Here is a 24,050-nt window from a genome sequence, read left to right as displayed (position 1 = left end):
CTGAAGATCGAAGCGGGACGCGGCTCTTCAGGCATGCCTTTGTTTATCCTGCCGCCACGGGGGTAGTGCCATGAATCGCCTCGCTCGGGAAAGCTCGCCCTATCTGCTGCAGCACGCCGGCAATCCGGTCGATTGGTGGCCCTGGTGCGCGGAGGCGCTCGAACTCGCCGCGCGTGAGAATCGCCCGATTCTGTTGTCGATTGGCTACTCGGCCTGCCACTGGTGCCACGTGATGGCGCACGAATCTTTCGAGAACGAGGCGATTGCCGCGGTGATGAATCGTTATTTCGTGTGCATCAAGGTTGATCGCGAAGAGCGCCCGGATCTCGATCAAATTTATCAGGCCGCGCATGCCCTGGTCAGCCGCCAGGGCGGCGGCTGGCCGCTGACTTCGTTTCTGAGCCCGACCGGCGTGCCCTTCTACAGCGGCAGCTATTATCCGCCGGTGGCGCGCTTCGGCCTGCATGCATTTCCCGATGTGCTGCAGCATGTGGCCCAGGCCTGGGCGCGGCAAAGCCCGGCGATCCTGGCGCAGAACGCGGCCGTGCTCAGCGCCCTCCAGCAATCCTTGCAACCCATGAGCACACAGGCCGGCAAGCTGGAGCGGCAGGCGGTGCGCCTCAGCGTCGCGCATTTGCTGGCCAGTTTTGATGCGCGTGATGGTGGCTTCGGCAGCAGCCCAAAATTTCCGCATCCCACCGAACTGCAGTTGCTGCTTTACGTGGGGCAATTGCAGGAGGATGAGAGCGCGCGCCACGCGGCGCTGCACAGCCTGCGCAAGATGGCCGAGGGCGGGCTGTGCGATCAGCTGGGCGGAGGTTTCTTCCGCTACAGCACGGATGCACGTTGGGAAATTCCGCATTTCGAAAAGATGCTCGCGGATAACGCGCTGCTGTTCTGGCTCTACAGCGAAGCGTTTGCGCTGACCGGCGAGGATCTGTTCCGCCGCACTGCCGCCGATCTCGTGAATTGGGCGCTGCGTGAATTGCATGGCCCGGAAGGTCTCTTCTACACGGCGCTGGACGCTGATAGCGACGGCGTCGAAGGCGCGTTTTATCTGTGGGACAAACACGAAGTCGCCGGTCTGCTGAATGGCGAGCGTCTGGCTTTGGTCAGCGCCCATTTCGGGCTTGAGAACAAGGCCAATTTCGAAGGTCGCGCCTGGCATCTGCACGTCTGGCGCCCGCTCGAAGAAGTGGCCGCCACGCTGGCTTTGCCGCCGGTCACAGCGCGTCAGCACATCGATGCCGCCCGCACGCGTTTGCTGGCGCAACGCGAGACGCGCCCCCGCCCCGGCCGTGACGATAAAATGCTGAGCGGCTGGAACGCCCTGATGATTCGCGGCTTGGCACGGGCCGCCAGTGTTTTTGCGCAGCGTGACTGGCTTGTCGCCGCGCAGCGTACGCTGGTGAGTCTGCGCGCCCATCTTGAAGTCGATGGCCGTTTGTATGCCACCTGCAAGCAAGGCGAGGCACGCTTCAATGCCAGCCTGGACGACCATGCCTGGCTGCTCGAAGCCTGCCTGGAGTTGCTGCAAACCGAATTCCGCTTGGAGGATTTGAACTATGCGCGCTGGCTCGCCGATCAGATCCTTGAGCATTTCGAAGATCCCGAGCGCGGTGGCTTTTACTTCACGCGCCATGATCATGAACCCTTGATCGCGCGCGTCAAAACCGCGCTGGATAACGCCAGCCCAAGTGGTAATGGCGTGGCCGCACGCAGCCTGATCCGCCTCGGCCACCTGCTTGGCGAGCCGCGCTATCTGCGCGCGGCCGAGCGTTGCCTGCGCACTTTCCACAACGAACCCGAACACCACGCCGGCCCGGCCCTGTTGCTGGCCCTCGAAGAATGGATCGCGCCGCCGACGCTGGTGATCCTGCGCGGCAAGCCTGCCGAGGCCAGCGTCTGGCAAGCCCGGCTGCGCGCGCGTTGCGAGCCGCAGTTGATTGTCGTGTGCATTCCCTCTGGTTTGGCCGGTTTGCCGATCAGCCTCGACAAGCCTGCCGGCACCGGACTTACCGCCTGGGTTTGTCGCGGCAATACCTGCCTGCCGCCGGTGGCCAGCTACGAGGAACTCATTCCCTTGCTGCGCCCGCAGCCCGATTACATGCTGCAGGTTTTATTGCCGGAGCAGTGAGTGTTTGCGGTGCTGGCGGTGAGCAGCCCGAAGAGCCGCGTATGGCGGACTTCTTCAGGCAGACGAGGCTGAGGTTCCCTGCAGGAGCGGCTCTCCAGAGGGGGCTTGTAAGGGCAGGCGCACGGTGAAACAGCAGCCATTGCCGGGAGTGCTGTCGACGTGGATTTCTCCACCAAGGATGCCGGTGACGATGTTGTGCACGATATTCAGGCCGAGCCCGCTGCCATCACGCCCGAGTTTGGTGGTAAAGAAGGGGTCGAAGATGCGCCGCAGATTTTCCGGGCTGATGCCGACGCCATCGTCCTGACAACGGAACAGGATGTGTCCGGCGTCTTCCTGCTCGACACTCAGGGTGATTTTTCCAGCGCTGCGGCCTTCGAAAGCGTGCAGGATGGTGTTGTTGAGCAGGTTGGCGAGGACCTGGCCAAAGGGCCCCGGGTAGCTGTCGAGGCGAATGCCGGTCGGGATCTGGTTGTCGATCAGGAAAGGGGTTTTGCGGAATACCGGGTGCATGGTGACGATGATTTCGCTGACGACGGCAGCCAGGTCGAAGGCGCGGCGTTGTGAGCTGGTCTGATCGACGGCGACTTGTTTGAAGCTGGAGATCAGCTCCGCGGCGCGGCTGAGATTGCGCATCAGGATGTCGGCAGCGGTTTCTGATTCGGTGACGTGGGCATCCAGTCTGGAACGGCGCAGGCCGCCATTGAGCTCGTCGCGGAAGGCCCGGTTGGTATCGCGCAAGGTGCTGGCGACCATCAGGCTGTTGCCGATCGGGGTGTTGAGTTCGTGCGCGATGCCGGCCACGAGCGAACCCAGCGCGGCGAGCTTTTCGGAATGCACCAGTTCTTCCAGGGTGCGTTTGAGGTGCTCCAGAGTCTTTTCAAGCTCGGCGTTGGCATCGGCCAGTGCATGGGTGCGCTCGGTCACACGTCGCTCCAACGACTGATTCAGCTCTTCGACCTGACGTTGCGCTTCCAGCAAGGGGGTGACGTCGACAGCGGCTACCAGCAGGCAGCTTTCATGGCCCATGGTGACGGGGCGCACGTAGATCTGGCAGTCGCGAATGTCGCCATCGTGGGTGCGCAGACGCATCTCGGCACCGGAGACTTCACCCGTGCGAGTCAGCAGATCGACGGCCCAATCCCGTTCGGCCAGATCAACGTAGATCTTTGTGTCGGCGACTGGATGGCCCACAAGTGCTTCGCGTGGATAGCCGAAATGAGTCAGGAAGGAGGGGTTCAGATCCAGGCAGATGCTGTCGGCCTGGCGTAGCAGTGCAATCGGGACAGGGGCGTACTGGAAGATCGAGAAAAATTTCTGTTCACTATGTTGCAGGGCTTGCAGGGTGTGCTGGCGCAGAAATTCGGTGGCGGCGCGGGCCGCTCCCAGTTCGATCAGGGATTGCACGCCAGCGGACTGTGCCAAGGGGGCTTCGAATAGCATAACGATGTGGCCCAGCACGCGTTGCGTGCTGTCCGTAATGGGTTCAACAATCAATGCTGCGGTGCGCGTGCAGCTAAGCAGCGCAGGGTCCCGGCTGATGGCTTCGTAGGCATGGTGTTTGAGTATGAGCGGGCCGTCGATTCCGACGCGGCCTCCCAGCGTGCCACGCAGGGGGTGAGTGCCCGGCACAATGGTCCAGTCAGGACTGCTCCAGCAGGCCTGAATTTCGAAGCTGGCCTCGCAGTGGGTTGCCAGATAGGTGGCTTGGGCGCCGGCTCCGCGTGCCAGGATGGCGAGCAACTGTTCGAAGAAAACGCTGGTTTTCAGGTCCGCACCGATACGGGCGATATTGCGCAAGGCGTCCGCCATGCGGCGACGATCACTGACATCGGTGAACAGGGCGACCCATTGCTGTACGGCGTTGCCTTCTGTGCGGATGGCTTGCAGTTCAAGAGAAAGCCAGCGCTCATCCTGAGCGCCTGTTTGCAGCGGCAATTCCAGGCCTGTGAGCATTTGCCCACTGTTCAGTGCGGTTTCGACTTCGGCGATGCCGACACTGTCGTGGGCGGCAGCATGCTCACGCAGGACATCATTGAGCTGGACGCCTCGCAGGCTTTCTCCTTTTCCACCGAAGCTGTCTTCAAACGCCTGATTGAACCATTCGATGCGCCCACCGCCATCGGTCAGAGTAACCAGATTGGTGGACAGTCGGATGACTGTTGCCAGACGCTGGATCTCGTCGTCGGAGCGTTGCCGTTCGGTGATGTCTTCCAGCATCGCGACGATGCGCTGGCCGACGCCTGTCGAATCACGAATGAGGCTGTTGTACCACTGGCATACGATGGTGCTTTGATCCGCGCGCTGGCAATGCAGCTGGGCCTGTTGACCTGCCATGGCTAGGTCAAGCTGGTGGTTCGGGGTATTCCCGGCTAGGCCAGGGGCGCGTGCAAGCAGCATGCTGGCATGCCGGCCCAGCACCTCTTCCCGACGCCAGCCGAAGATGCGTGCGGCTGCATTGTTCCAGTCCAGAATGTGCCAGCCGAGATCGAATTCGATAACGCCCAGCGGGTTTTGATCGACGAGCGTGCGCAGGCGCTGTTCGCGATCGCGGAGTGCCGCTTCGACTCGCATGCGCTCGCGCAAGTCGACCTCGAGCGCCCGGTTTTTTTGCTCCAGCGTACGAAACAGGCCTTGCAGGGATTGGCGAGTCACTTCGAGCTGGGATTCGACTTGACCGATCTCGTCCTGGCGCAGGGCTTGAATGGGTTTGTCGAGTTCGCCCCGGGCCAGTGCGGCGGTCTCTTCGCCCAGGCGCAGCAGAGGATGGCCGATTCGACGCTGGAGCACATAGAGGATCAGTAGCACGCTGATAATCAGCTGCGCGCCCAGCACTGCGGCAGAGGTAAGTAATTGGGTTTGCAGGCTGCGCTGCAAAGGGGCGTCGCTTAGTTCCAGGCGGATCTGACCGATGGTCTCGCCTTGGTGCAGGATTGGACGGCTCAGGCTGTGGATCTGACCTTCGCGCCGCTCAGGCGCTTCGCGAGAGACGAATTTGCCGAGACTCGGATCGAGAACCTTGATGCTGACCAGCGCGGGATCTTGCATCAGTGCTTCGATCAGGGCCGTTGCGGAGCCTTTGTCCAGCGACCACAGACTTTCGCGCACGCCCAGCGCGATCAGATCGGTGTTGTGTTCCAAGCTGCGTGAAATTTCTGCGGCGAGTTTGTTGCTGTAGAAAAACTGCGTGAGGATCAGGCCGGCGACAAGCGCTGGCAGCAGCATGCCCAGTAATACGGCGATGATGACTGCGCGCCGGACGGTCAGTTTCACTGCGTCTCCCTTGTACCTGCCAGATTGTCTGTGCAGGCTGTTTGCTCGATTCTATCCTGCCTTGCGGGGTGTGTTTGCCTGAATTTGTGGCGATATCAAGTTGTGGTGGCGTTGCGCGCTGCGTAAGAGCGCAGCCAGTCGATCAGTTGTTGCGGCTCCATTGGGCGAGCGTAGTGGAAACCTTGTGCGTCTTCGCAGCCAAGTTCCAGCAGGAGGTCCGCTTGTTCCTTTTCTTCTACGCCTTCTGCCATCACGGTAAGGCCCAGTTTATGGCCAAGCTGGATGACCACTTCAGGAATGCGACGTCCGCGTTCGCTCTTGCAGATTTCTGCAACGAAGGCGCGGTCAATTTTCAGCCGATCTACCTGTAAACGCTGCAGATAGGACAGCGAGGAGAAGCCTGTACCGAAATCATCAACGGCAATGCGGACGCCTAGCGCTTTAATGCTGTCGAGGACTTTGGCGAGCAAGTCAGCTTCCTCCATCGCCATTGATTCGGTGATCTCCAGCTCGATCAGGCGTGGATCTACGCCGCTATCTGCCAGTGCGCCCTGCAGTGAGGCAAGGAAGCGTGGATGGCGGAACTGGCCGACCGAGACATTGATGGCCATGCTCAGATTCTTGTAGCCGTGGCGGCTGAGTTCGGCTTGCTGGAAGCAGGACATGCGCAGTACCCAGTCGCCAATACCAACGATCATGCCCGAGTGTTCTGCGATGGGAATGAAACGGCTGGGCTCGATCAAACGGCCGTCTTCGGTGCGCCAGCGCAGCAAGGCTTCTACGCCGATGACTTGCCCGGTGGCGAGCGCGATTTGCGGCTGGTAGCACAGGAACAGGCGTTGTCGTTCAATCGCCACGCGCAGCGCCTGCAGCAGCTTGGAGCGTTCGCGGATCTCGGTGGCCATGTCGCGAGTGAAGAAAACATATTCACCACGGGCGTGAGTTTTGGCCTTGCGCAGGGCCAGATAAGCATCCTTGAGGGCCTCGACGCCGGGACCGTCCACGTCGACGAGGTGTGCGATGCCCATAGTGCAGGCAATCATCAGCTCCTGTTCCTGAATGATGAAGGCTTCACGAAACAGGGATTGGAGATTGGCGGGGAGGAGCAGTTCAATTTGCCCGAGTACCGCAAAGGTGTCGCCCGACAGACGGGCCAGGGTACATTGTGGCCCCAGGATGCTGCGGATGCGTTCGGCCACGGCCTTGAGCAGTTCGTCGCCGAATTGATGGCCCAGAGCATCGTTGGTTTCGGCAAAACCATCCAGATCGATCAGGGCCAGACTGTAGCGTCCGCGCTCCCCTCCAAGCAGGCGCTCGTCGAGTTTGTTGATCAGGCTGCGCCGGTTCGGCAGGCCGGTCAGAGAGTCGAAATAGGCGTAATCATGTAACTGCGAGAACAGCAGAGTGTTTTCCAGGCCGATCGAAATGTTTGTGCAGAAGACTTCGAGCAGCTGTCGGCAGCTGTCATCAATGTCAATCGGCGCGTCCAGATAGGCCGCCATGTTGCGGTGCGAGCGGCTGCCGAAAAACAGCGTGCTGCTGTCTGTGTCAAAGATATGCTGCCCTTCGTTCAGGCAGCGATTGAGGCGCTGATGGACGTGCTCGTTGCCGATCTCGTCAATGGGTAGATTGATCAGGCCTGCGTAACGCCCGGCAGCGGCGATCACCACGGTGCTGTCACCGGTGGAGTCAATTTCTGGCGGACGCTGGACGCAGATAAGGCCTTCGGGCATTACGCCGAGCAGGGATGACATTTGTGTGATCACGCCGGCAGCGAAATTGCGGATGCCGGAGAGGGCGAGGAGTTCGCCACTGGCGCGCACAATCAGATCGAGACCACGCCGATTGGCATTGATGGTGCGGATCTGTCGATAGGAGCGGATGGCGGAGGTGAGGGCGGTAAATAGTTTGTTGCGTGTGAGTTCGGATTTTGTTTTGTAATCGTTGATGTCGTAATCGCGGATTGCATCCATTTCCGGTGCGTAACCGGGCTGACCTGTACGCAGAATGATGCGGGTTTCGCCCATGCCGAGTTCGTCACGAATGGTGCGTACCAGCTTGAGCCCCGAATCGTCCTCCTCCATCACCACGTCGAGGAGAATGACGGCGATGTCATAATCGTTGCTGAGTAGTTCGCGTGCTTGAGCGGCTGAGTCAGCGTGCAGGAATGTAATGGTTCGGCCGAGGATTTCGGTGCCACGCAGGGCGAAGGTCGTTGTGGTGTGTACGTCGGGATCGTCGTCAACGATCAATACACGCCAAGGCGCCAGATGAGTATTTAATTTGCTGGCAGATCCTTCGGCGGCGTCTCCGGCGAACAGCAGTTCGTCGTCAGCTGTCTTGTTTACCACGCTAGTCTCCCGCGAGCTCGTGCAATGCTTGATGGTGGATGTGTGGGCGCACAAATGTCACCGGTCGATCGGTTAACTATTAATTCTATCGACAGCTTGGCCCGGATTCTTGAACGGAGATGCTGACAACCACGGTCTTTCTACCACTGCCAGACGAGATCTGGCGCGGGTATGCGTGGCATTTGCAGGACCTTGCCCTTGCGGGCAGGGTGAAGGGCGCGGTCGGCTACAATGGTTCGGAGCAAGTTTATCGCGCGTTTGGCGCGGAGCTTGGTGTCGTTTGGCCTTGAGTGGCTGGCTGGGAACGGGGTAATTCCAGTCCTCCCTTGATACCGCAGGCCGTCAGGGTGAGGCAGAGGAGAGTGCACAAGCTGAAGCTTCGCATGGGCGGATTACCGGATTGAAAAGTGTCAATATTAGCAAAGGAGTGCACGAGTAATGGATGAGGCAACGTTTCTGCTTGAAACCGAAAAGCTTTTGCTGCAGCTTGAGGCGGCGATTGAGACGGCTGTAGAAGTCGCCGGGGTCGATGTTGATGTCGATATGCAAGCCGGCGGAATTTTGCAGTTGGTCTTTGAAAACGATAGTCAGATCATCATCAACCGGCATGCGGTAGCCCGTCAGGTATGGGTAGCTGCGCGCGCGGGAGGTTTTCACTTCCGTCCGGAAGATGGGCTGTGGCTGGACTCCCGTGATGGACGGGAGTTGTGGGTAACTTTAGCCGAACTGATCTCTCAGCAGGCCGGCGTACCCGTCACTTTGACCCGCTGACTTCATGACGATGGCGGCGCTGCGCTTTGCTCCTCTTCCGGTGGGTTGCGTGGCAAATGCTCTTCGTAGATGTAGTCAGGCCCTTCCCTGTCGAAACTGGGTTTGACTTCTACGAGCCCGGGGGGCGGAACCATGTGTTGTTCAGGCTTATTCTTGAGAGCCTGACGCATGTAGTCAATCCAGATCGGCAGGGCCAGCGCACCTCCGGTCTCTCCTGAGCCCAGGCGCTTGGGTTGATCGAAGCCAACCCATGCGACGCCAACAAGACTTGGTTGGTAGCCGCAAAACCAAGCGTCCACATATTCGTTGGTGGTGCCTGTTTTTCCGGCCAGGTCGCTACGCCCCAGTGCCATTGCTTTGCCTGCCGTTCCGCGGCGGACGACGTCTTTCATCATCATATCCATCAGATACACATTACGTGGATCGAGGACGCGCTCGGATTCGTCGCTGCCAGCTTCTGGCGGATCGACCTTGGCGAGGATCTTGCCGTTATTGTCCAGCATCTCTTTGACGACATAGGGGCGAATGCGATAGCCGCCATTGGCAAAAGTTGCATAGGCGGCGGCCATTTGCCATGGGGTGACTGCACCTGAGCCAAGCGCCAAGGTCAGGTAGGGCGGGTTTTTGGCTGGATCGAAACCGAAACGGCTGGTGACATAGTCTTGGCCGTAGGCGGGGGTTATGGCGTGCAGAACGCGGATTGCAACCATGTTTTTGGACTTTGCGAGTGCGGTGCGCAGGCTCATTGGCCCATCATATTTTCCGTCGTAGTTGCCTGGGTTCCAAGCTTGGCTGCCAGTTGCTTCTGATGAAAAACTGAGCGGAGCATCATCAAAGACGCTGCCGGGCGTGTAGCCCTTGTCGATGGCCGCAGAGAAAATGAAAGGTTTGAAACTCGAGCCCGGCTGACGCCAGGCCAAGGTGGCGTGATTGAATTTGTTGCGATTGAAGTCAAAGCCGCCGACCAGTGCGCGTATTGCTCCGTCATGCGGATCGAGTGAAACGAAAGCGCTTTCGACTTCGGGTGGTTGAATGATTTGCCAGCCTTTGTTGCCCTTGACGACCCGGATTACTGCTCCGGGGACAATCCGTTTCTGCTGAGGTGCATTTTCAGCAAGCATCGGGGAAGGAAATTTGAGGGCGTCGCCGGAAATAGTGATGTTCTCGCCGCCCCGCAGATAGGCGCTGACTTTCTGGCGAGAGGCCTCTGTGACGATCGCTGCGCGCATTTCGTCCAGATCATGAAAGGGCTCAATCAGATCTTCCAAGGTGTCGTCTGCATCGTCTTTGAGTCGGGACAAGTCGACATAGGCCTCAGCGCCCCGGTAGCCGTGGCGGCGTTCATAGTCGATCAAACTGCGCCGCAATGCTTCATAGGCCGCCTGTTGATCAGTCTTTGTGATTGTTGTAATCACGCGAATGCCGCTGGTATAGGTCTCTTCCTTGAACTGTTCGTAGGCCAGTTGTCGAGCCATTTCCGCAACAAACTCTGCGTGCAACTGAGGGGTAGTCGATGCTACGGCATTCTTCCCCTGCACCAGGCGCAAAGGTTCTTTGATTGCCAGTTCGAGAGCCTGATCATCGATTCTCCCCAGCTCATGCATGCGTCGCAATACGTAGTGCTGACGAGTCGTGGCACGTTCGGGATTGACGACCGGATTGTATTTGGAGGGTGCCTTGGGCAGGCCGGCCAGCATCGCTGTTTCAGCCAAGCTTAGCTTCTCGAGCGGCTTGCCATAATAGGCTTGGGCAGCGGCCGCAAAGCCGTAAGCGCGTTGACCAAGATAAATCTGGTTAATGTAGACCTCAAGGATCTGTTCTTTTGACAGGCTGTGTTCAATCTTCAAGGACAGCAGGATTTCATATAGTTTGCGGCTCAGGGTTTTTTCACGGCTAAGGTAAAAATTCCGGGCCACTTGCATGGTAATGGTGCTGCCTCCTTGCTTGCTGGCGCCGACAAGATTGAGCAGTGTGGCGCGGAGCAAACCCGCGAAGTCAACACCGCCATGCTCGAAAAACCGGTCGTCCTCGGCCGACAGAATGGCGAACTTCAGATTGTCCGGTACATCCCGTATGGCGACAAAGGTACGACGTTCCTCGCCAAATTCACCGATTAACACGCCGTCAGCGGTATAAATACGCAACGGAATGTGCGGCTTGTAGTCGTCAATTGCTTCCAGCGAGGGCAGTTTTGGCCAGGCAAAGGATGCTGCAACTGCGATGGCTGCAGCGCCCAGCAAAGGTAGGCCAAGAGCGGTGGATAGGCATATAGCAAGCAAACGATGGCGCATGGGGATCCCTGAATTGAGCCGCAATTATATGCGTCTCAGCACTCTGGACGTGCATGTATGACAGACGGCATTGAGACTCCTTCGGGCAGGCCTTCCTACCGTTCGGCGCTCTTGTGCTTTACTTGAGTCTCAACTTGCTGTTAGGATTTAAAGTAATTTATTGCAATTGCGCTCAAGCTTCTGAATTTAAACAACATTTTGAGAGTGGCCTGACGAGATGGACATTCAATCCTTGCTGGGAGGGAAATCGAAAGCCTTGATCGGGCTGGATATTTCTTCTTCTGCGGTAAAACTGGTGGAGCTCGTTGAGGCGGGGGCGAATCAATATCGCCTGGAACGCTATGCGATTGAGCCGCTGCCGCGAGACGCTGTGACGGATGGCAATATTGCCAGTCTGGAAGCTGTGGCGGAGTCAATCCGCCGCGCTTGGCGACGTCTTGGATCTTCAACCAAACAGGTGGCTTTGGCATTGCCCGCCGCTGCCGTGATTACTAAAAAAATCACGCTGCCCGCAGGCTTGCGCGAACTGGAGATGGAGATTCAGGTTGAGTCAGAGGCTAATCAATACATTCCTTTTGCTATTGAAGAGGTGAATCTTGACTATCAGGTGTTGGGACCTGCGGGCACCGGCGCTGATGAGGTTGAGGTCTTGATTGCCGCTTCGCGCAAGGAGAAGGTTGAGGATCGTGTCGCGGCGGCCGAGGCGGCAGGCTTGCGAGCAGTCGTGATGGATGTCGAGTCTTTTGCTTCTCAATCAGCATTTGATCTGGTCAAGCGGCGTTTGCCTGAAGCGGGTAAAGGCAAGGTGGTGGCACTGGTTGATGTCGGGGCTCAGATGATGAAAGTTACCGTGCTGCGGGATGATAGTGTGCTGTATTCACGTGAGCAGGCTTTTGGCGGCAACCAGCTGACGCAGGACATATCACGCAATTACGGGATGAGTACTGAAGAGGCTGAGGCGGCCAAGCGCTCAAGTAGCCTTCCGGAAAATTACGAGCACGACTTGCTGCGACCTTTTTCTGAAAGCGTAGCGCTGGAGATCTCCAGGGCCTTGCAGTTCTTCTTTACATCCACCCAGTTCAATCAGGTTGACCACATAATCCTTTCGGGTGGTTGTGCTGTTATTCCAGGGATTGATCAGGTTGTTGCCGGGCGTACTCAGGTGACTACCGAAGTAGCAAATCCGTTCGTTGGCATGAGTTTGTCGTCACGGATTCGTCCGAAAAATCTGGCGGCTGACGCTCCGGCATTGCTGGTTGCGTGCGGTTTGGCCTTGCGGAGGTTTGACGCATGATTCGCATCAACCTATTGCCGCACCGTGAACAAGCACGCAAGGATCGCAGGCAGCAATTCATTTCCTTGGCCGTGCTGATGGTGATCGCTGGCGGCTTGATCTGGTTCTTGGGAAATATCCTGATTGGTCAGCGGATCGATACGCAGGTCTCTTCGAACGAATTTTTGAAAAGTGAAATTGCTTCCCTGGATAAGGAAATTGCGGAAATCGCACGTCTTAAAGAGCAAACGCAGTCTTTGCTGGCTCGTAAGCAGGTAATTGAGTCTTTGCAAGGAAACCGTACGCAAACCGTAATGGTTTTTAATGAGTTGGTTCGGCAAATGCCTGAAGGTGTTTTCCTTAAAAGTGTTAAGCAAACTGGCGGCGGGATAAATTTTACCGGTTATGCACAGTCGAATGCTCGCGTGTCCCAACTCATGCGAAATCTTGATGCCTCTCCTATCTTCGAGAAACCATTGCTACAGGAAATCAAGGCAGTAAGTTATAACCGCCGCCAAGTTGGCGAGTTCAATCTGAATGTCAGTATTGAGAAGCCAACCGTGGAGGAGCCTGCTGTGAAGGTAGGTCCTGCTACTGCGTCAGCTCCTGCAGGAGGCAAGCCATAATGGAAATTCGCGTCGATCGGATCATTAATGATTTTCGGCAGCTAGATCCCAATGACCCCGGGGTTTGGCCTGCTGCGCCAAAATTTATTGCCTTATTGCTGATTTTTGTTCTGGTTGTCACTGCTGGATGGTGGTTCAACTGGAAAGGCGATTTTGAGCGGCTTGAACAGGCTCAGCAAGAAGAAACGAAACTGAAAGACGAGTGGCTGAATAAAAAGCGTCAGGCTGTAAACCTTGAAGAGTATCGTAAACAACTGGCTGAGATGGATCGTCAGTTCGGCGCTCTCTTGAAGCAGTTGCCGAATAAATCCGAAATGGAAACTCTGATTATAGATATCAATCAGGCCGGGCGTGGGCGTGGTTTGCAGTTTGAGTTGTGGAAGCCGGGACAGGAGTCAGTCAAGGATTTTTATGCTGAGCTGCCGATTTCTGTTTCGATTACTGGCAGTTATCACGCGCTTGGGCAATTTGTTAGCGATGTCGCCAAGCTGCCGCGAATCGTGACTTTGCGAGACGTAGTGGTTGCGCCGGCCAAGGATGGTGGTTTGAAGATGGATGCCTTTGCGGTGACCTATCGCTACCTTGATGATGAAGAAGTCTCCAAGCAGAAGCGCGACAAGGCTGCTGCAGAGAAGAAAAAATAAGGCCGGCAGGGGATATGACTATGAAGCCGATCTGGTTGGTAATGATGGTGTGCTCCCTTGTGGCAGGTTGCAGCGGAGAAGAGCATCAAAGCATGAAAATCTGGATGGACGGGGAGGCCAAGGGAATGCAAGGACGAATTCAGCCTTTGCCTAAGCTGATGCAGTTTCCCGTGGTTGACTACGACGTAATGGCTCTGGTTGATCCTTTTCAGGCAGCTCGCCTGGATCCGGAAAAGGGCAAAAAGCCTAAGGAGGCTTTGGCGGACCGCCGCCGTGAGCCGCTTGAGGCGTATCCACTGGAAACCCTCAAAATGGTTGGCATGATGATGATGAACGGCAAGCCTGTCGCTTTGGTTCAGGCTGATCGTACTGTGCATCAAATCAAGGCCGGGAATTATCTTGGCCAAAATTTCGGGGTGATTACCAAGATCACCGAAAACGACCTCACGCTGAAAGAACTCGTCGAAGACGCCAATGGTGACTGGGTCGAGCGTTTCAGTACCATGCAGCTGCAAGAGCAGGAGACCAAAAAATGAAGACCGTAACGCGTTTGATTGCGCCGGTGTTGTGTGTGCTCGTCGGCGTCGTCCAAGTCGGCATCGTACACGCACAAACCAGTCCTGCTCCGGCGTCTGCCGCAGAGGCGAAAAATGCTATTGAGTCCATTCAGACGACCCAGTCGGGGGGGGGCGTGGTTATCAAGGTGACCCTCAAGCAGCCGCTGGAGGGGCAGATTGGTAGTTTTAGCGTCTCCAATCCGGCGCGAGTGGCGATTGATATCCCCGCCACCACCAATGCCACGGGCAAGACGGCACAGGCCGTAGGCGAGGGCGACGTTCGCAGCGTGAATATCGTACAGGTTGCGGATCGTACTCGTTTGGTGATTAATCTGCTGCGTCCCCTGTCCTATGAGACCAAAATTGAAGGCAAGGAGTTGCTGATCACGTTGTCCGTAGCAACGGCGAAGTCGCCTGAAGCGACGACGACGGCACGCTTTGCTGAGCAAAAAGGCGGGCCGGATAGCCATGCTATTCGTGACATCAATTTCCGTCGCGGTAAGGATGGTGAAGGCCGGGTGGTGATTGATTTGTCGGACGCCAACACAGGTATCGACATTCGTCAGACAGGTTCAAATCTGGTTGTCGAATTTTTGAAAACATCGCTTCCGGATCGGTTGCGCAAAAGTCTGGATGTGACTGATTTTGGTACGCCTGTGACCAATATCGCGACGACACAGCAAGGTGCTGCCGTCAAGATGGTGATCACACCTAGCGGTCTGTGGGAGCACAATGCATATCAGACGGATACGCAGTTCGTGCTGGAGGTCAAGCCTGCTCAGGATGATCCGCGCAAGCTGGTTCAAGGAACCAGTCGTGCCGTAAAGTACGCAGGCGAAAAGCTGTCGCTAAACTTCCAGAATATTGATGTCCGCTCGGTTCTGCAAGTCATCTCGGACTTCACCAATTTCAACATCATTACCAGCGACTCGGTTACGGGTTCATTGACCTTGCGTTTGAAGGATGTTCCTTGGGATCAGGCCTTGGAAATCATTCTTCAGGCCAAGGGTCTGGATATGCGCAAGAACGGCAACGTGATCTGGATCGCCCCGCGTGAAGAACTGGCTGCTCGTGAAAAGCTGGAACTCGAGTCGAAGATGCAGATTAGTGACCTTGAGCCGCTGCGCACAGAAACCTTTCAGATAAATTATCACAGCGCCAAAGGGATTTTTGATGGAGTGCTGAAGGACAAGGAGAAGAACACCATCATGTCCAAACGTGGCTCCGTGATCATGGACGAGCGTTCAAACAAACTGATCGTGACGGATACTTCGCCTCGTCTGGATGACGTGCGCCGCATGCTGAACGACATTGATGTGCCGGCACGCCAAGTGATCATTGAGGCTCAGATTATTGAGGCTGAAGATACTTTCAGTAAAAATCTTGGGGCGCGGTTTGGCGCTGCTCAGCAAAAGTCTATTGGAACTGGAGGCGGTTACCAGATCGGCGGTAATACGCAACATACCAATTACATTACGCCCTATACGGGAATGACTGGCACTCAATATACTGCAGCAGATGCTCCCAAGCTGATGACTGAAGTGCAGAATTTCAGCAACACGGCCTCGAGCATCGCGGGTAAAAACCCGGGCCAGATGGCACTGACTTTGTTGGGTGCTGGCGGTACCGGTTTGCTGAATCTTGAAATTTCCGCTCTGGAGGCCGATGGTCGTGGTCGAGTCGTGTCGCGTCCGCGAGTCATGACTGCGGATCAGATTGAAGCAATCATCGAGCAAGGTGTAGAAATCCCATACCAAACGGCGACAAGCTCTGGTGCAACCGCCGTGCAGTTTCGCAAAGCCAATCTTTCTCTAAAGGTCAAGCCGCAAATTACACCGGATGGTCGTATTTCGATGAGTTTGGATATCAACAAAGATACGCCAAATACTCAGATCGCGACGGGTGCCGGGGTGGCTATTGACACCAAGCACGTCAAGAGTGAAGTTTTGGTGGAAAACGGTGGCACCGTGGTGATCGGCGGGATTTTCCAGCAGGACTCCAAGTCTGTGCTGACGAAGGTTCCGTTCTTCGGCGACATTCCTTTCCTTGGTGTTTTCTTCCGGAATAACGAGAAGAAAGACAACAAAACGGAACTCATGGTTTTCATCACACCCAAGATCGTGACGGATCAAGCCGCTTTGCGCTGATTCAAGTCCTTGATTGACAAGCCCGCAATACCGGATTCCGGTATTGCGGGCTTTGTTTGTGGTTTTGAGCATGTTGCTGAAGCGATCACCGATGAAGCCGTATGCTGATTTCAGCTAGAATTCGGCTGTGGAAACGAATCGACGCAATCTCTATCTTGTAGGCCTGATGGGTTCAGGCAAGACTACGATCGGACGCCAGATTGCGCGCCGTATGGGGCGTGTTTTCTACGACTCTGACCATGAAGTCGTACATCGTGCAGGAGTGAGAATCCCTTTGATCTTCGAGCTAGAAGGTGAACTAGGTTTTCGTCGTCGTGAAGCTCAAGTCATTGCGGAGTTGGCTGAACAGTCCGGGGTGATTGTTGCTACTGGCGGCGGCGCGGTTTTGTATCCTGCCAACCGGAAAGTCATGAAGGATTCGGGTTGGGTGGTGTATCTCGATGTGCCGACCCATGTGCTGCTCGAGCGTACGCGTCATGACACCAATCGCCCGTTGCTACAGGTTGCTGATCCGGCGGCCAAACTGAACGCCTTGCGCGCCGAACGCGATCCGCTTTACCGGGATGTTGCTGACATGGTGATTGATGGTTCGCGCATCAACTCCCACGGTGCCGTCATGAAAATTCTTGCTGAATGGGAGCGCCAATGCGCACTGTCAACGTAGCGCTGGCCGAACGAGCTTATCCGATCCGAATTGGGCAGAGCCTGCTCGCCAAGCCTGAGCTGATCCTGCCTTATCTGAAGACGCCGCGCGTAGCGATTGTGACCAACGAAGTCGTCGCACCACTCTTTCTGATTCGCTTGGTTGAAGGTTTGACGGATGCCGGGGTGGCGGTTGAAAGCATCATTTTGCCCGATGGAGAAGTGCACAAAGACTGGCCTACGCTCAACCTGATTTTTGATGGCCTGCTTGCGTCGCGTTGCGAGCGCTCCACCACTCTTATCGCCCTGGGCGGCGGCGTAATTGGCGACATGACGGGTTTTGCTGCAGCCACTTACCAGCGCGGCGTTCCCTTCATTCAGATTCCTACGACCTTGCTGTCGCAGGTGGACTCTTCCGTTGGTGGTAAAACGGCCATCAATCATCCGTTGGGCAAGAACATGATCGGTGCTTTTTACCAGCCGCGTCTGGTGCTGGCCGATATCGACACGCTACAGACTCTGCCTGACGCCGAGTTGAAGGCTGGCCTGGCAGAAGTCATCAAATATGGCTTCATTCGCGACTTGCCATTTCTTGAGTGGCTGGAAGCGAATCTGGACGCCATTCTTGCCAAAGACCCGACGGCACTGACTTTTGCCGTAGAGCGCAGCTGCATCAACAAGGCCGAAGTGGTGGCGAACGACGAGACCGAGCAGGGCGAGCGCGCCTTGCTCAATCTTGGCCACACCTTTGGTCACGCCATCGAAGCCGGTCTTGGTTTTGGTGCTTGGCTGCATGGTGATGCCGTCGCTGCGGGAACGGTGATGGCGGCGGAGCTTTCCGCGCGCCTCGGTATGCTGCAATCCAGTGACGTCGATCGTGTGCGCCGTATCTTTGAGCGGGCCGGCCTGCCGGTTGTTGGCCCCAGGCTCGGCGCCGAGCGTTACATTGAACTGATGCGTCACGACAAAAAAGTCGAGGCTGGTCGGCTGCGCCTGATTCTGCTGAAGGAAATCGGGCAGGGCATCATCAGCGATGCCACTCCGTTGGCCGACATCGAAGCGGCGATCAACGCCTGCTGCGCCTGAGCATGACCGGCACGCTGGCGAGCTATGCCGTTATCGAAGCCAATAGTCGCGGGCGCCGCTTTGCTGAGCCAGCCCCCGGCACCCGCAGCGAATTTCAGCGCGACCGCGACCGCGTCATCCACTGTACCGCCTTTCGCCGCCTTGAATACAAGACCCAGGTCTTCATCAATCACGAAGGCGATCTATTCCGCACCCGCCTCACCCACAGCATCGAGGTCGCCCAGATCGGCCGCTCTCTGGCGCGCTCGCTCGGCCTGAACGAAGATCTGGTCGAGGCCATTTCCCTCTCGCACGATCTCGGCCACACGCCCTTCGGCCATGCCGGGCAAGACGCACTCAACGACTGCATGAAGCCCCACGGTGGCTTCGAGCACAACCTGCAATCCCTGCGCATTGTTGATCTGCTCGAAGAGCATTACGCCGAATTCGACGGATTGAATCTCACCTTCGAGACCCGCGAAGGCATCCTCAAACACTGCTCGCTGCCGAATGCGCGCACCTTGGGCGAACTTGGCGAGCGCTTTCTCCAGAAACAATCGCCCTCGCTCGAAGCCCAGCTCTGCAACCTCGCCGACTCCATTGCCTACAACAATCACGATGTCGACGATGGCCTGCGCGCCGGCCTGCTCACGCTTGATCAGCTGGAAGAGGTTGAGGCCTTCGCTCGCCATTGCAGCGCGGTGCGCGCGCAATACCCACAGCTCGCTGGCCGCCGCCTGATTCACGAAACCATCCGCCGCATGATCAACGATCAGGCAGTCGATCTCATCGAGCAGACCCGCAACAATATCGCCGCCGCAGGCATCACGACCCTTGCCGAGGTGCGCGCCGCACCCGCGCTGGTCGCCTTTTCGCCCCGCATGCAGGCCGAGCTGTTGCAACTTCAGCACTTCCTGCGCGACCAGCTCTACTGGCACTACCAGGTGCTGCGCGAGATGAGCAAGGCCCGGCGCATCATCGCCGAGCTCTTCAACGTTTTCATGGACGATACGCGCCTGCTGCCGCCGCAGTATCAGGCGCTGGCCCGCGAAGACAAAGCGCGCCCGATTGCCGACTACATCGCCGGCATGACCGACCGCTACGCCATGAAAGAGCACCGCCGCCTCTTCTCTCTCGTCGCTGGAAGCTGAATGTCGTGAGCCGCTTGCCGCGCCTCTACATTCCCGGCATGCCGCAGCTCATCGTGCAGCGCGGCAATAACCGCAACCCGGTGTTCACCGACGAGGGCGATTTTCAGCAATATCGCCTGCACCTGCGCGAAGCTGCACGCGAAGCCGGCGTCGCCCTGCACGCCTACGTGCTCATGCCCGACCACGCCCATCTGCTCGTCACCGCGCCGACCGAGGCCGCTGCCGGTAACCTGATGCAGCGTCTCGGCCGCCGTTACGTGCGCTGGTTCAACGACCGCCATTTTCGCAGCGGCACCCTGTGGGAAGGGCGCTACCGCTCCACCGTCGTCGAGCCCGGCGAATGGCTGCTTGCCGCCAGCCGCTATATCGAACTCAATCCCGTGCGCGCCGGCCATGTTGCCGACCCCGAGCACTACCTCTGGTCCAGCTGCCGTCATCATCTCGGGCTGGAGCCCGACCCCCTGATCAGCGATCACGCTCTGTACTGGGGCTTGGGCAACACGCCGTTTGACCGTCAGGCAGCCTATCGTGCCTTGCTGGATAGTGGCAGCCCGCCGAGCGAGCTCGACAGCCTGCGCTACGCCGCTCATCGCGGCTGGATGCTGGGCCAGGCTCCCTCCAGCAGTGCCGATGCAGCAGCCAATCGGCGTCTCGCTCCTTTGCCCAAGGGGCGGCCACGCAAAAACATAGCACCTGCCTGAAGAGCCGCGATGGGCGGGCTTCTTCAGGCCAGCTGCGTGCCGAGCGCCATCCTTTTGGCCTGTGTCGGTTGATTGCTCCGATAGGCAAGTCAGGAGCCACTCTCCGGGAAGGGCCCGAGTTGTTAACCAGTAGAGGGAGTTCATGCAGCGCAGGCACATATCAAAGCCAAACGTCGCATCTGGGTATGAAATTATCCGCCATAGCCTTGCCCGGACCGGCATTTTCCGAGCGTCCAAGGATGCGGAAGGGTGTGTCGCGCTGAGGGTGAAAGCCGGGGGATGGATCAAGAGTTGTCTGACCCGAAGACGGTGCCTCTGCTTTCGTAGCCGGTAAATATTGGTCCGTGTTAACTGGCTAAATTGCCAATGGCTTGAGTGTGGCCAAGAGGGCGTGTATGGTGCGCACACGCGTCGGGCGGCTCAGCCCGATGATTGTCGGGTTTTGTGGCGTTCAGCGAGACCTGCATCTTCTTGCGCGACCAGCGGCAGCAAGGGTTTTCGCCTTTGCCCGCAATGCGCACCGTGCTGCACATAAGGATATTGACGATGAACCCAGGCAGCAAATTGCTGAGCGAGGCGCAGATCCTCGCCGCTCCGGCTGAAGAATACATGTCGCCCGCCCAGCTGGCTTTTTTTCGAGCACGCCTGGTCGCGGAGCGCGATGGATTGCTCGAGTCAGCACATAGCACCACCGAGCATCTGGCCGATTTCGTCGCGACGCCGGATCCGGCCGACCGCGCTTCGCAGGAAGAGGATCACACGCTGGAGCTGCGCGTGCGTGATCGCGAACGCAAGATGCTGCACAAGATCGATCAGGCCATCGAACGCATCGACAACAATGACTACGGTTATTGCGAAGAGAGCGGCGAGCCCATCGGTATTCAGCGCCTGCTGGCCCGTCCTACGGCGACCTTTAGCGTGGAAGCGCAGGAACGCCACGAAATCCGCAGCAAGATGCGCGGCGGCTGATTTCTGTTGGTAGTTTCCTGCGGGCCGTCCGGTCATGCAAACTCAACGCAGCCACTCAGCCGCGTTTGTTTTTCTAGCAGGCCATTGAAGAGCCGCTCCCCGCGGACTTCTTCGGGATGCTTGCTCTGAAATGACCTATGGGCGGGCTTCTTCAGGTGTGCGTTGCTGACAGCCTTGTTCAGAGAGGCTCTTCGAGTATCTATTCCTGATCTGGCAATCTCCGGATGCGCCGATACAGGGTGCGTTCGCTAAGGCCGAGTTTGAGCGCTAGGCTGCGACGCGAGCCGCGATGGGCGAGCACGGCGGCACGGAGCCTTGCATCATCAAGCGACTCCATCTCTGCAGGGGAAGCTGGCGGCGAGAAAAGCGGAGCGAGCACTTCAGCAGGCAGGTGCGCGATGCCGATCACGTCGTGATCGCACATCAGACTGGCGCGTTCGAGCAGGTTGCGCAGCTCGCGCACATTGCCCGGGCAGGAGTAGCGCAGCAGGCTTTGTAGCGCATCGGGTGCGAGGCTCAGGTGTTTGTGCGGGGCGACCCGGGCGAGCAGGGATTCAATCAGTAATGGAATGTCGTCCACGCGTTCCCGCAGCGCCGGCACGCCAATCGGGAAGGTGTTGAGGCGGTAGAACAGATCCGCACGAAAGCTGCCGGCCGCCACCATGTCGCGCAGCTTGCGGTGGGTGGCGGAGATGACGCGGATGTCGGCCTGACGCAAATCGGTGGCACCCACACTGCGATAGGTGCCGGTCTCCAGCAGGCGCAGCAGTTTGACTTGCAGGGTCAGCGGGATGTCGCCGACCTCGTCCAGAAACAGGGTGCCGCCGCTGGCCGCTTCGACCAGCCCGCTCTTGCGTGAAACGGCGCCGGTGAAGGCGCCGCGTTCGTGGCCGAAGAGCTCGCTTTCAAACAGCGTTTCCGGAATGCCCGAGCAATCCACAGCGATGAAGGGCGCACTGGCTCGCCGGCTGCCGGCGTGCAGCGCATTGGCGACGAGCTCCTTGCCGGTACCGGATTCGCCTTCAAGCAGCACGCTCGCTTCGGACTTGGCAACGCGGTTCATCAATTCCAGCATGCGCTGGAAGGCGGCCGAGCGCCCGATCAGCCCGGTGCTGCCGGATAAGCCGCGCGCTACCTGCAGCGGCTCCATCTTCTCCAGAAAATAGGCGATTTCGCCGGTGGCATCGCGGATCGGTGTGAGCTCGATATTCACGTATTCCTCACCGCGCGGCGTGTGGTGCAGGTGCAGCACGCGTTCGCGCTTGCCGGATTCACGGCTGCGCGCCAGCGGGCAGGATTCGCCGGCCTGATCGCAGGGCTCAGAATAGTGGTGAGAGACCTCATAACAGCGCCGTCCGATCACGCTGTCACTGCCCTTGATCTGCTCGCGGTAGGCCGCGTTGGCCACAAGGATGCGGTAGTACTGATCGAAGATGACCTGCGGCTCAGGCGTTGCCTCCAGCAAGGAAACCAGTTCGGCCAAGGGGTGGGCGCTCACGCTCATGGTGATTTCTCCGAAGACGGGCAGGGTAAATATTCTGCCATGGCACTGCCTGATAGCTGCCAAAAAACTGCCAAAGTACTGCCGCAGCATGCGTGCTGCCGCACAGAGCAGACCATGAATTTTCGCAAGACTCTGATGTTCAAGGGAAAAGACATGGCCAGGATTTCTGGCCTGGATCTTGATAAGGACAACTAGTTCCTGCTTTCCAGACCGCCATGACAGACCGCCAACTTGCCCGAAAGCTGATCATCGTTGTGCTGATCAAACTCGTGCTTCTGTTCGTCTTGTGGTGGGCCTTCTTTCGTGGCCAGCAAGTCGTGGTGAATGGTGAAGCGATGGCACAAGCAGTTCAAACCGATAAAACGTCAGCAACAGGAGAATCCCGGCATGGCCACTGAGCATCTGGTTGATCTATCGCGACTGCAATTCGCAGCGACCGCGATGTACCACTTCCTGTTCGTGCCGCTGACGCTGGGCATGGTATGGATGCTGGTCATCATGGAAAGCGTCTACGTCATGACCGGCAAGCAGGTCTACAAGGACATGACCCGATTCTGGGGCAAGCTCTTCGGCATCAACTTCGCGCTGGGCGTGACCACCGGCATCACACTTGAATTCCAGTTCGGCACCAACTGGGCCTATTACTCGCATTACGTCGGCGATATCTTCGGTGCGCCGCTGGCCATCGAAGGCTTGATGGCCTTCTTCCTTGAATCCACCTTCATCGGCCTGTTTTTCTTCGGCTGGGATCGGCTTTCCCGCCAGCAGCATCTGTTGGTCACCTTGCTGATGGCTATCGGCACCAATCTGTCGGCGCTGTGGATCCTGATTGCGAATGGCTGGATGCAGAATCCGGTCGGCGCTGAATTCAATTTCGTGACCATGCGCATGGAATTGACCGATTTCTGGGCAGTGATGTTCAACCCGGTGGCACAGGCCAAGTTCGTGCATACCGTGTCGGCGGGCTACGTCACCGGCGCGATGTTTGTACTCTCGATTTCGTCCTGGTATCTATTGCGCGGCCGTGACGTGGAATTCGCCAAGCGCAGCTTCCGCATTGCTGCCGCCTTTGGGCTGGCGTCGGTGTGCTCGGTGATTGTGCTGGGTGACGAGTCCGGCTACACGCTGGGCGAAGCGCAGCAAACCAAGCTCGCCGCGATGGAGGCGATGTGGGAAACCGAGCCGGCGCCGGCGGGCTTGAACCTGATTGCGTTCCCCAATGAAGCGGAGCAGAAGAATGACTACGAGCTGAAGTTCCCCTGGGTGATGGGCTTGATCGGTACGCGCTCGGTGAGCACACAGATTCCGGGTATTCACGAGATCAAAGCCAAGAATCGCGTGCGCATCACCGCGGGCGTGCAGGCTGTGATCGCGCTGGAGGCTTTGCGCAAGAATCCGCAGGATGCGGCGCTAAAGGCTGACTTTGCGGCGCGCCAGCAGGATCTGGGCTTTGGGCTCCTGCTCAAGAAATACACGACGGACATGCACGCGGTAACGCCGGAGCTGATCGAGCGTGCCGTCAATGACACGATCCCGCGCGTGGCGCCGCTGTTCTGGGGTTTTCGCCTGATGGTCGGCTTGGGCTTCGCGATGCTGCTGTTGTTTGGCCTGGCCGCCTGGTATTCGGTGAAGGGGACTTTCATGACAAAGCTCTGGCTGCTGCGTGCCGCCTTATGGTCGCTGCCCGCTCCGTGGATCGCCTGCGAGCTGGGCTGGTTCGTCGCGGAATACGGCCGCCAGCCCTGGACCATTTACGGCGTGCTGCCCACTCACCTGTCGGTCTCCACGCTCAGCGTGGAATCGCTGTACGGCTCACTTGCCGGTTTTGTGGGCTTCTACACACTGCTGCTGATCGTCGAGATGTACCTGATGATCAAGTTCGCCAAACAGGGGCCGGGCAGTCTCGGCACGGGTCGTTACGCCAATGAAGCTCACACCTGAGGAAAAC

19 protein-coding genes are annotated in these 24,050 nt (G+C 57.8%); 14 read left to right on the top strand and 5 right to left on the bottom strand.

What is annotated here, in order from left to right; genetic code table 11:
- Window positions 1-70 precede the first annotated feature (70 nt).
- Window positions 71-2,137: a thioredoxin domain-containing protein gene (locus ABXR19_RS04230; protein ID WP_354599844.1), complete on the top strand. Its 2,067-nt coding sequence runs from the start codon at window positions 71-73 to the stop codon at window positions 2,135-2,137.
- Window positions 2,138-2,191: 54 nt separating this feature from the next.
- On the opposite strand, the gene ABXR19_RS04225 is transcribed toward ABXR19_RS04230, so the two are convergent.
- The 3 genes from ABXR19_RS04225 to lptM form a co-directional block, all read right to left on the bottom strand.
- Window positions 2,192-5,410 (bottom strand): PAS domain S-box protein, encoded by a 3,219-nt coding sequence (locus ABXR19_RS04225; protein ID WP_354599843.1) that lies wholly within the window; start codon window positions 5,408-5,410, stop codon window positions 2,192-2,194.
- 95 nt (window positions 5,411-5,505) lie between these two features.
- On the bottom strand, window positions 5,506-7,761 hold the full coding sequence (locus ABXR19_RS04220) for a GGDEF/EAL domain-containing response regulator (protein WP_354599842.1): 2,256 nt from the start codon (window positions 7,759-7,761) through the stop codon (window positions 5,506-5,508).
- Window positions 7,762-8,008: 247 nt separating this feature from the next.
- Window positions 8,009-8,146 carry an LPS translocon maturation chaperone LptM gene (gene lptM / locus ABXR19_RS04215; protein WP_354599841.1) on the bottom strand — a complete coding sequence of 46 codons (138 nt, stop codon included), beginning with the start codon at window positions 8,144-8,146 and terminating at the stop codon, window positions 8,009-8,011.
- A gap of 53 nt (window positions 8,147-8,199) precedes the next feature.
- Here lptM and cyaY point away from each other — a divergent pair, with 53 nt between their 5' ends.
- Complete coding sequence (cyaY, locus tag ABXR19_RS04210; RefSeq protein ID WP_354599840.1) at window positions 8,200-8,532, top strand: iron donor protein CyaY; 333 nt, start codon at window positions 8,200-8,202, stop codon at window positions 8,530-8,532.
- Between the two features lie 2 nt (window positions 8,533-8,534).
- Here the strand turns inward: cyaY and ABXR19_RS04205 are convergent, their stop codons facing one another.
- On the bottom strand, window positions 8,535-10,823 hold the full coding sequence (locus ABXR19_RS04205) for a penicillin-binding protein 1A (RefSeq protein WP_354599839.1): 2,289 nt from the start codon (window positions 10,821-10,823) through the stop codon (window positions 8,535-8,537).
- A gap of 217 nt (window positions 10,824-11,040) precedes the next feature.
- On the opposite strand from ABXR19_RS04205, the gene ABXR19_RS04200 reads away from it, so the two are divergent.
- The 10 genes from ABXR19_RS04200 to dksA all read left to right on the top strand — a co-directional run bounded on the left by ABXR19_RS04200 (window position 11,041) and on the right by dksA (window position 20,598).
- Window positions 11,041-12,117, top strand: a complete 1,077-nt coding sequence (locus ABXR19_RS04200; protein ID WP_354599838.1) for a pilus assembly protein PilM — start codon at window positions 11,041-11,043, stop codon at window positions 12,115-12,117.
- Entirely contained in the window at window positions 12,114-12,722 is a 609-nt protein-coding gene (locus tag ABXR19_RS04195) for a PilN domain-containing protein (protein ID WP_354599837.1), read from the top strand. Before ABXR19_RS04200 ends, ABXR19_RS04195 begins: the two co-directional genes overlap by 4 nt.
- Window positions 12,722-13,366, top strand: a complete 645-nt coding sequence (locus ABXR19_RS04190) for a type IV pilus inner membrane component PilO (protein ID WP_354599836.1) — start codon at window positions 12,722-12,724, stop codon at window positions 13,364-13,366. Before ABXR19_RS04195 ends, ABXR19_RS04190 begins: the two co-directional genes overlap by 1 nt.
- 92 nt (window positions 13,367-13,458) lie before the next feature.
- Complete coding sequence (locus ABXR19_RS04185; RefSeq protein WP_354599835.1) at window positions 13,459-13,902, top strand: pilus assembly protein PilP; 444 nt, start codon at window positions 13,459-13,461, stop codon at window positions 13,900-13,902.
- Window positions 13,899-16,070, top strand: coding sequence for a type IV pilus secretin PilQ (locus ABXR19_RS04180; protein ID WP_354599834.1), 2,172 nt, complete (start codon window positions 13,899-13,901; stop codon window positions 16,068-16,070). The genes ABXR19_RS04185 and ABXR19_RS04180 overlap by 4 nt, the downstream gene beginning before the upstream one ends.
- Window positions 16,071-16,236: 166 nt before the next feature.
- Window positions 16,237-16,734 carry a shikimate kinase gene (locus tag ABXR19_RS04175; protein WP_354599988.1) on the top strand — a complete coding sequence of 166 codons (498 nt, stop codon included), beginning with the start codon at window positions 16,237-16,239 and terminating at the stop codon, window positions 16,732-16,734.
- Window positions 16,716-17,798, top strand: coding sequence for a 3-dehydroquinate synthase (gene aroB / locus ABXR19_RS04170; RefSeq protein ID WP_354599833.1), 1,083 nt, complete (start codon window positions 16,716-16,718; stop codon window positions 17,796-17,798). The genes ABXR19_RS04175 and aroB overlap by 19 nt, the downstream gene beginning before the upstream one ends.
- 2 nt (window positions 17,799-17,800) lie before the next feature.
- Window positions 17,801-18,928: a deoxyguanosinetriphosphate triphosphohydrolase gene (locus tag ABXR19_RS04165; RefSeq protein ID WP_354599832.1), complete on the top strand. Its 1,128-nt coding sequence runs from the start codon at window positions 17,801-17,803 to the stop codon at window positions 18,926-18,928.
- Window positions 18,929-18,933: 5 nt separating this feature from the next.
- Window positions 18,934-19,629 (top strand): transposase, encoded by a 696-nt coding sequence (locus ABXR19_RS04160; RefSeq protein ID WP_354599831.1) that lies wholly within the window; start codon window positions 18,934-18,936, stop codon window positions 19,627-19,629.
- Between the two features lie 546 nt (window positions 19,630-20,175).
- Window positions 20,176-20,598 carry an RNA polymerase-binding protein DksA gene (dksA, locus tag ABXR19_RS04155; protein WP_354599830.1) on the top strand — a complete coding sequence of 141 codons (423 nt, stop codon included), beginning with the start codon at window positions 20,176-20,178 and terminating at the stop codon, window positions 20,596-20,598.
- Between the two features lie 199 nt (window positions 20,599-20,797).
- On the opposite strand, the gene ABXR19_RS04150 is transcribed toward dksA, so the two are convergent.
- Entirely contained in the window at window positions 20,798-22,102 is a 1,305-nt protein-coding gene (locus ABXR19_RS04150; RefSeq protein ID WP_354599829.1) for a sigma-54 interaction domain-containing protein, read from the bottom strand.
- 215 nt (window positions 22,103-22,317) lie between these two features.
- On the opposite strand from ABXR19_RS04150, the gene cydP reads away from it, so the two are divergent.
- Together cydP and ABXR19_RS04140 are read left to right on the top strand one after the other, a co-directional pair.
- Window positions 22,318-22,500 (top strand): cytochrome oxidase putative small subunit CydP, encoded by a 183-nt coding sequence (gene cydP, locus ABXR19_RS04145; RefSeq protein ID WP_354599828.1) that lies wholly within the window; start codon window positions 22,318-22,320, stop codon window positions 22,498-22,500.
- Window positions 22,490-24,043, top strand: a complete 1,554-nt coding sequence (locus ABXR19_RS04140) for a cytochrome ubiquinol oxidase subunit I (RefSeq protein WP_354599827.1) — start codon at window positions 22,490-22,492, stop codon at window positions 24,041-24,043. The genes cydP and ABXR19_RS04140 overlap by 11 nt, the downstream gene beginning before the upstream one ends.
- The last annotated feature ends 7 nt before the right edge of the window (window positions 24,044-24,050 follow it).

This window comes from Uliginosibacterium flavum (assembly GCF_040566545.1).
GTDB classification, from domain to species: Bacteria; Pseudomonadota; Gammaproteobacteria; order Burkholderiales; family Rhodocyclaceae; genus Uliginosibacterium; species Uliginosibacterium flavum.
This window is presented reverse-complemented; position numbering and strand designations above follow the sequence as displayed.

Bases quoted from the DNA above. Each gene is read 5' to 3' on its own strand.
- cyaY (WP_354599840.1), top strand. From the start codon at position 8,200: ATGGATGAGGCAACGTTTCTGCTTGAAACCGAAAAGCTTTTGCTGCAG.
- ABXR19_RS04195 (WP_354599837.1), top strand. From the start codon at position 12,114: ATGATTCGCATCAACCTATTGCCGCACCGTGAACAAGCACGCAAGGAT.
- lptM (WP_354599841.1), bottom strand. From the start codon at position 8,146: ATGCGAAGCTTCAGCTTGTGCACTCTCCTCTGCCTCACCCTGACGGCC.
- ABXR19_RS04180 (WP_354599834.1), top strand. From the start codon at position 13,899: ATGAAGACCGTAACGCGTTTGATTGCGCCGGTGTTGTGTGTGCTCGTC.
- ABXR19_RS04205 (WP_354599839.1), bottom strand. From the start codon at position 10,823: ATGCGCCATCGTTTGCTTGCTATATGCCTATCCACCGCTCTTGGCCTA.
- ABXR19_RS04175 (WP_354599988.1), top strand. From the start codon at position 16,237: ATGGGTTCAGGCAAGACTACGATCGGACGCCAGATTGCGCGCCGTATG.
- ABXR19_RS04140 (WP_354599827.1), top strand. From the start codon at position 22,490: ATGGCCACTGAGCATCTGGTTGATCTATCGCGACTGCAATTCGCAGCG.
- ABXR19_RS04230 (WP_354599844.1), top strand. From the start codon at position 71: ATGAATCGCCTCGCTCGGGAAAGCTCGCCCTATCTGCTGCAGCACGCC.
- cydP (WP_354599828.1), top strand. From the start codon at position 22,318: ATGACAGACCGCCAACTTGCCCGAAAGCTGATCATCGTTGTGCTGATC.
- ABXR19_RS04200 (WP_354599838.1), top strand. From the start codon at position 11,041: ATGGACATTCAATCCTTGCTGGGAGGGAAATCGAAAGCCTTGATCGGG.
- ABXR19_RS04185 (WP_354599835.1), top strand. From the start codon at position 13,459: ATGAAAATCTGGATGGACGGGGAGGCCAAGGGAATGCAAGGACGAATT.
- ABXR19_RS04150 (WP_354599829.1), bottom strand. From the start codon at position 22,102: ATGAGCGTGAGCGCCCACCCCTTGGCCGAACTGGTTTCCTTGCTGGAG.
- aroB (WP_354599833.1), top strand. From the start codon at position 16,716: ATGCGCACTGTCAACGTAGCGCTGGCCGAACGAGCTTATCCGATCCGA.
- dksA (WP_354599830.1), top strand. From the start codon at position 20,176: ATGAACCCAGGCAGCAAATTGCTGAGCGAGGCGCAGATCCTCGCCGCT.
- ABXR19_RS04165 (WP_354599832.1), top strand. From the start codon at position 17,801: ATGACCGGCACGCTGGCGAGCTATGCCGTTATCGAAGCCAATAGTCGC.
- ABXR19_RS04190 (WP_354599836.1), top strand. From the start codon at position 12,722: ATGGAAATTCGCGTCGATCGGATCATTAATGATTTTCGGCAGCTAGAT.